Annotated in this window: 6 protein-coding genes; 2 read left to right on the forward strand and 4 right to left on the reverse strand. The window is 73.7% G+C overall.

Annotated elements, in window-relative coordinates:
• Positions 1-255: 255 nt before the first annotated feature.
• Positions 256-1374: a tRNA 2-thiouridine(34) synthase MnmA gene (gene mnmA, locus AB0447_RS36215; RefSeq protein ID WP_366481217.1), complete on the reverse strand. Its 1119-nt coding sequence runs from the start codon at positions 1372-1374 to the stop codon at positions 256-258.
• A gap of 69 nt (positions 1375-1443) precedes the next feature.
• On the opposite strand from mnmA, the gene AB0447_RS36220 reads away from it, so the two are divergent.
• Entirely contained in the window at positions 1444-2178 is a 735-nt protein-coding gene (locus AB0447_RS36220) for a peptidoglycan recognition family protein (protein ID WP_366481218.1), read from the forward strand.
• A 37-nt stretch (positions 2179-2215) separates the two neighbouring features.
• On the forward strand, positions 2216-2929 hold the full coding sequence (locus AB0447_RS36225; RefSeq protein WP_366481219.1) for a hypothetical protein: 714 nt from the start codon (positions 2216-2218) through the stop codon (positions 2927-2929).
• A gap of 28 nt (positions 2930-2957) precedes the next feature.
• Here the strand turns inward: AB0447_RS36225 and AB0447_RS36230 are convergent, their stop codons facing one another.
• The 3 genes from AB0447_RS36230 to AB0447_RS36240 form a co-directional block, all read right to left on the reverse strand.
• A complete protein-coding gene (locus AB0447_RS36230) occupies positions 2958-4121 on the reverse strand; it encodes a cysteine desulfurase family protein (protein ID WP_366481220.1) in 1164 nt (387 codons plus the stop codon).
• A 63-nt stretch (positions 4122-4184) separates the two neighbouring features.
• A complete protein-coding gene (locus tag AB0447_RS36235) occupies positions 4185-5048 on the reverse strand; it encodes a thioesterase family protein (protein ID WP_366481221.1) in 864 nt (287 codons plus the stop codon).
• A 60-nt stretch (positions 5049-5108) separates the two neighbouring features.
• On the reverse strand, positions 5109-5765 hold the full coding sequence (locus AB0447_RS36240) for a trimeric intracellular cation channel family protein (RefSeq protein WP_366481222.1): 657 nt from the start codon (positions 5763-5765) through the stop codon (positions 5109-5111).
• Positions 5766-6346 lie beyond the last annotated feature (581 nt).

Raw genomic sequence — 6346 nt, forward strand, 5'->3', positions numbered from 1 at the left:
GCGCGCGCCCCCCCCCCCCCCCCGGGGGGGGGGGGGCCCGGGGGCGGCCCCCCCCCCCCCCCCCCGCAACGGCGCCGCACCCGACAGGCGGCCGCTGCGCGGAGCTGTTCCCCTACCCGCCCCTTCCCGAACTGGGGCTCCGCCCCAGACCCCGCGCCTCAAACGCCGGCGAGGCTGGATTTTCCAGCCCGTCCGGCGTTTGAGGACCGGGTCCGGGCAGAGCCCGGTTAATGGGGGAAGCCCCCCGCGCGGCGGCTAGGTGCGGGTGGTGGTGGCGATGGTGGCGGAGCCGACGACGCGGGTGCCGTCGTACAGAACGATCGCCTGCCCGGGAGCCACCCCACGCACCGCCTCCGTAAAGGCAACCCGCAGCTCCCCGTCGACCAGCTCCGCCGAGACCTCGGTCTCACCCCCGTGCGCCCGCAGCTGCGCGGTGTACGTCGCCGGCCCGCCGGCCGGTGCCGTGCCGCACCAGCGGGGACGGATCGCGGTGAGGCCGGTCACGTCCAGGGCCTCCGCCGGGCCGACGGTGACGGTGTTGTTCACCGGGGAGATGTCCAGGACGTAGCGCGGCTTGCCGTCCGCGGCCGGGTGACCGATGCGCAGCCCCTTGCGCTGCCCGATGGTGAAGCCGTACGCCCCGTCGTGCGTGCCGAGCTTCGCGCCGGACTCGTCGACGATGTCGCCCTCCGCCTTGCCCAGCCGCTTGGCCAGGAACCCCTGGGTGTCGCCGTCGGCGATGAAGCAGATGTCGTGGCTGTCGGGCTTCTTCGCGACGGCCAGGCCGCGGCGCTCCGCCTCCGCCCGGATCTCGTCCTTGGTGGTGATCGTGTCGCCGAGCGGGAAGAGCGCGTGGGCGAGCTGCTTCTCGTCGAGCACGCCGAGGACGTACGACTGGTCCTTGGCCATGTCGGAGGCGCGGTGCAGTTCGCGGCTGCCGTCCTCGTTGACCACGACGGTGGCGTAGTGGCCGGTGCAGACCGCGTCGAAGCCGAGGGCGAGGGCCTTGTCCAGCAGCGCCGCGAACTTGATCTTCTCGTTGCAGCGCAGGCAGGGGTTCGGGGTGCGTCCCGCCTCGTACTCGGCGACGAAGTCCTCGACCACGTCCTCGCGGAACCGCTCGGCGAGGTCCCAGCAGTAGAAGGGGATGCCGATGACGTCCGCGGCGCGGCGGGCGTCGCGGGAGTCCTCGATGGTGCAGCAGCCGCGTGCGCCGGTCCGGAAGGACTGCGGGTTGGCGGAGAGCGCGAGGTGGACGCCGGTCACGTCGTGCCCGGCTTCGACCGCGCGGGCGGCGGCGACGGCGGAGTCCACGCCGCCGGACATGGCGGCCAGGACGCGAAGGGGGCGGGTGCGCGGCAGGTTCTCAGTCATAGCACCGTCCAGGGTACGGGGAACCGCGCGGGGTCACGGTGCGTTATCTCTTGGCGGGGGGTGATGCGCATGGGCCACGAGGGCGGCGCGAGCGGTACGGGCTCGAAGAAGGCCGGCTCGAAGACGACGCGGCGGGCGGTGCTGCTGGGCGGGCTGGGGCTGGTCGGGGCGGCCGCGGTGGCGGGCCGGGAGGAGATCTCGCGCGGCTGGTGGCTCCTGCCCGGGGTGTCCAAGCCGCGCAAGGAGGGTGAGCTGGACCACCCCGGTGCCCGGTGGACGGCGGCGTCCCCGGCGAACTGGCGGCTGGCGGACCGGCCCGACGACTACCGGGTGGACCGGATCGTCGTGCATGTCACCCAGGGCGGCTTCAAATCCTCGGTGGACGCGTTCAAGAACCCGTGGCACAAGGCCTCGGCCCACTACATCGTCCGGCAGGACGGGCACATCGAGCAGATGGTGCGCGAGCTGGACGTCGCCTTCCACGCGGGCAACCGCTCGATGAACGAGCGCAGCATCGGCATCGAGCACGTGGGCTACGTCGACCGCCCCAAGGACTTCACCGCCGCCATGTACGAGTCCTCGGCGCGGCTGGCGGCGGCGATATGCCGGAGGTACGACATACCCGTCGACCGGAAGCACATCCTGGGCCACTCCGAGGTCCCGGGCGCCGACCACACCGACCCGGGACCGCACTGGGACTGGGACCGCTACCTGCGCCTGGTCCGCGCCGAGGTCGCGAAGCCGGAGCCGTCGAAGGCGGCCGCCGGCCAGGCCGGGACTGCGGGGCAGGTGCCCCCGTCCTAGGCTGATCACAGACGGGGTCCTCATCGGAGGTGAGGCGATGTCCAGGCTCGTGGGGGTACTGGCGGGAATCGGCGCCCTGCTCGTGGGGGCGGCGGCGCCGGGCGGCAACGGCATCGAGGACGAGCCCGCCCACGTGATCGCGGAGAAGGGGCGGCAGTCGCTGCTCGACGCCCGGTCCCTGCGCTGGGAAGGACAGACCAGGGACGCGACCGGCACCTACACCGTGGACCTCCGTCTCGACCGGGACGGCAACTGCGCCGGCACCGTGGCGCTGGGCCCGAAGGGGGGCCGGCTGGAGATCGTCAAACGCGGGCAGGACGTGTGGATGAAACCGGACGCGGCGTTCATGAAGGCCCACGTGCCGGGGCCGGCCGGCGAGGAGTTGCTCGAGTTGCTCGACGGCCGGTGGATGCACGGCGCCGCCGACGACGCCTCGCTCCGCGAGCTCGCCGCCTCCTGCGACGTGAACCACCTCCAGCGCGAGTACATGTCGGAGCCGTTCTCTGCGGAGGACGTGGAGAAGGGTGCGAAGGCCCTCGTCGAGGGCACGCCCGCGATCACGGTCACCGGCCGTTCCGGGGCCGACTGGGCCACGTTCTACGTCGCCACCGAGGGCAAGCCGTACCTGCTCCGGATCCAGGGGCAGATGGGAGGCACGCGCGGCGAGGCCGACTTCTCCGACTACGACAAGCCCGTACCGTCCAAGACCCCGTCAGCGGCGGAGAGCCTCGACCTGTCCAAGCTCCGTTAGCGGTCGGCCGGATCGCCTCCTGGCTGAGCTAGCTGAGGCCGGCGGTGCGGGCGCGTTCCACGGCCGGGCCGATGGCGGCGGCCAGGGCGGCCACGTCCTCCTTGGTGGAGGTGTGGCCGAGGGAGAAGCGGAGGGTGCCGCGGGCCAGGTCGGGGTCGGTGCCGGTGGCGAGCAGGACGTGGCTGGGCTGGGCGATGCCCGCGGTGCAGGCCGAGCCGGTGGAGCAGGCGATGCCCTGGGCGTCGAGCAGCAGGAGCAGGGAGTCGCCCTCGCAGCCGGGGAAGCTGAAGTGTGCGTTGGCGGGGAGCCGGCCCTCCGGGTCGCCGCCGAGGACGGCGTCGGGGACGGCCGCTCGGACGGCGGCGACGAGTTCGTCGCGCAGGGCGCCGATCTCGCGGGCGAAGGTCTCGCGGCGCTCGGCGGCGAGGGTGGCGGCGACCGCGAAGGCGGCGACTGCGGGGACGTCGAGGGTTCCGGAGCGGACGTGCCGTTCCTGACCGCCGCCGTGCAGGACGGGGACGGGGGTCTGGTCGCGGCCGAGCAGCAGGGCGCCGATGCCGTAGGGGCCGCCGATCTTGTGTCCGCTGACGGTCATGGCGGCGAGGCCGCTTTCGCCGAACCGGACGTCGAGCTGGCCGACGGCCTGGACCGCGTCGGAGTGCAGGGGGATGCCGAATTCGCGGGCCACGGCGGCGAGTTCGGCGATCGGGAGGACGGTGCCGATCTCGTTGTTGGCCCACATGACGGTGGCCAGGGCGATGTCGTCGGGGTTGCGTTCGACGGCCGCGCGGAAGACCTCGGGCGAGACCCGCCCGTAGTGGTCCACGGGCAGGTACTCGACGGTGGCGCCCTCGTGCTCGGCGAGCCAGTGGACGGCGTCGAGCACGGCGTGGTGCTCGACGCGGCTGGCCAGGACCCGGGTGCGGGCCGGGTCGGCGTCCCGGCGGGCCCAGTACAGACCCTTGACGGCGAGGTTGTCGGCCTCGGTGCCGCCGGCGGTGAAGACCACCTCGCTCGGCCGTGCCCCGAGCGCCTCGGCGAGGGCCTCCCGGCCCTCCTCGACGGTCCGGCGGGCCCTGCGGCCGGCGGCGTGCAGGGCGGAGGCGTTGCCCGTGATGCCGAACTGCGCGGTCATCGCGGCCGCTGCCTCCGGCAGCATGGGCGTGGTCGCGGCGTGATCGAGGTAGGCCATGATTCCCCGATTCTACGGTCGCCGTTCACCGCCCCGGCACGGCACTGCCCGATGCGGCTGGGGTCAGGAGGCGGTGCGGGGGGCGCGAGCCAGTTGGCGGGACTGGGCGACCAGGCGGTCGGTGGAGTCCCAGACCTCCGCGTCCTCCTCCAGGAAGCCGCCGGCGAGGTTGCGGGTGGTGATCGAGATCCGGAGCGGGCCGGGGGCCGGGCGGTGGCGGACGTGGGTGGTGAGTTCCACGGTCGGGGTCCAGCCGAGCAGGCCGAGGTCGAAGGAGGTGGGCGGCAGGGCGTCCACGGCGAGCAGCAGGGACAGCGGGTCCGCGTCGCGGCCGTCGGCCAGTTCGAACCAGGCCCGCATCTCGCCCTTGCCGGAGGGCGCGCCGACCGCCCAGCCGGCGGTGGCCGGATCCAGGCGGAGCCGGAGCCGGTCCACGATGGCGGAGCTGCCGGGGATGGGGGCGGGGCCGGCCTCGGGCCCGAGGCAGTCCTCGTACGCGGGCATGACGGGGGGCACGGCGGTGGTGCGGACGTCGTCCGGGAGGGAGTCGAGGTCGCCGTAGGAGGCGAGGACCCGGATGCGCTCGATCTCGGCTCCGGTCGCGGGGTCGTACTGGAGGAGCGAGGCCTGGCCGGTGGAGAGGGTGCGGCCGGTCCGGACGACCTCGGTACGGATCACCGCGGGACCGGGGGCGGAGGCGCTCAGGTAGTGCGCGGAGACCGTGAAGGGGTCCGGGTGCGGCAGGGTGGCGGACAGGGCGCGTCCGAGCAGGGCCAGCAGGTAGCCGCCGTTGACGGCGGTGATGATCGTCCAGCCGGCGGAGAGCTCCGCGTCGTAGACACCGGGCTCGCCCGTGCGGGGGGTGAGGGCGGTGTCGCGGTCGAATTCGCTGTCGCCGATGGATGCCTGGGCCGCTGCATGTGACATACATCGACGGTACACCGACTTGCTACTAAGCGGTAGCTTTTCTTGTCGGACGACCCCCGCTCAGGCCTCCTCCTTGACGGAGGAACGGCGGTTCCATGCGAGCGGCGCCCGCCAGTGGTAGCGGATGGCCAGCAGCCGCAGCAGGAAGGTGGTGACCACGGCGACCCCGCTGGTCACGGCGTTGAGGATCTCGAGGGCGATGCACACCGCGACCATCGTGGCGCCCACCAGGGCGGGCACCGCGTACATCTCCCGGTCCCGGAGCAGCGAGGGCACCTCGTTGACCAGCACGTCCCGCAGCACACCGCCGCCGACGGCGGTGGCCACGCCCAGCGCCGCGGAGGCGGTCAGTCCGAGCCCGTACTCGTACGCCTTGGTCGTACCGGTCACACAGAACAGGCCGAGGCCGGCCGCGTCGAAGACGTTGATGGCCCGGTTGATCCGCTGCACCTCGGGGTGCAGGAAGAAGACGATCGCGGCGGCGACCAGCGGGGTCACGAAGAAGCTGAGCTCGCCGAAGGCCGCGGGCGGCACGGCCCCGATGACCAGGTCCCGGAAGAGGCCGCCGCCGAGGGCGGTGACGAGGGCGAGCACGGCGATGCCGAAGACGTCGAAGTTCTTGCGGACGGCGAGGAGGGCGCCGGCCGTGGCGAAGACGAAGATGCCCGCGAGGTCCAGAGCGTGCTGGACACCGGGCGGGAAGAGATCGTGGAGCAGCACCGGCCCATTGTGCCGGTCCCCCACCGCCGGCCCACTCCGGACCTGACGCACCTTTGCGACTGGTTGCCGCGCAGCGGCAATTCCAGCCCCGCCGGGCCCCCTCCAACCCCGCCGGGCCCCTCCAGCCCCGCCAGGCACATCCAGCCTCGCCGGCGTTTGAGGCGCGGGGTCCGGGGGCTGGCCCCCGGCAACGGCGCCGCACCCGACCGGGCGCCCCAGTCCCGAGTTGCTCAGTCCTCCAGCCCCGCCGGCGATTGAGGCGCGGGGGGCCCGGGGGCCGGCCCCCGGCAACGGCGCCGCACCCGACAGGCGGCCGCTGCGCGGAGCTGTTCCCCTACCCGCCCCTTCCCGAAACCGGGCTCCGCCCGGACCCGCGCCTCAAACGCCGGCGAGGCTGGGGGCCCCGGCGGGGCCGGGAGGTACCCCGCAAGCGGGGCCGGGAGGCGGGGCTCCGCCCCAGACCCCGCTCCTCAAACGCCGGAGGGGCTGGGGGTACCGCCCGGCGGGGCCAAGTGGCAGGGATCCGCACCCCGCGCCTCAAAACGCCGGCGGGGCTGGACTGCCATGGGTGGCAGTCC

The organism is Streptomyces sp. NPDC051211, assembly GCF_040689505.1.
Classification (GTDB): Bacteria; Actinomycetota; Actinomycetes; order Streptomycetales; family Streptomycetaceae; genus Streptomyces.

Bases quoted from the DNA above. Each gene is read 5' to 3' on its own strand.
- mnmA (WP_366481217.1), bottom strand. From the start codon at position 1,374: ATGACTGAGAACCTGCCGCGCACCCGCCCCCTTCGCGTCCTGGCCGCC.
- AB0447_RS36230 (WP_366481220.1), bottom strand. From the start codon at position 4,121: ATGGCCTACCTCGATCACGCCGCGACCACGCCCATGCTGCCGGAGGCA.
- AB0447_RS36235 (WP_366481221.1), bottom strand. From the start codon at position 5,048: ATGTCACATGCAGCGGCCCAGGCATCCATCGGCGACAGCGAATTCGAC.
- AB0447_RS36225 (WP_366481219.1), top strand. From the start codon at position 2,216: ATGTCCAGGCTCGTGGGGGTACTGGCGGGAATCGGCGCCCTGCTCGTG.
- AB0447_RS36220 (WP_366481218.1), top strand. From the start codon at position 1,444: ATGGGCCACGAGGGCGGCGCGAGCGGTACGGGCTCGAAGAAGGCCGGC.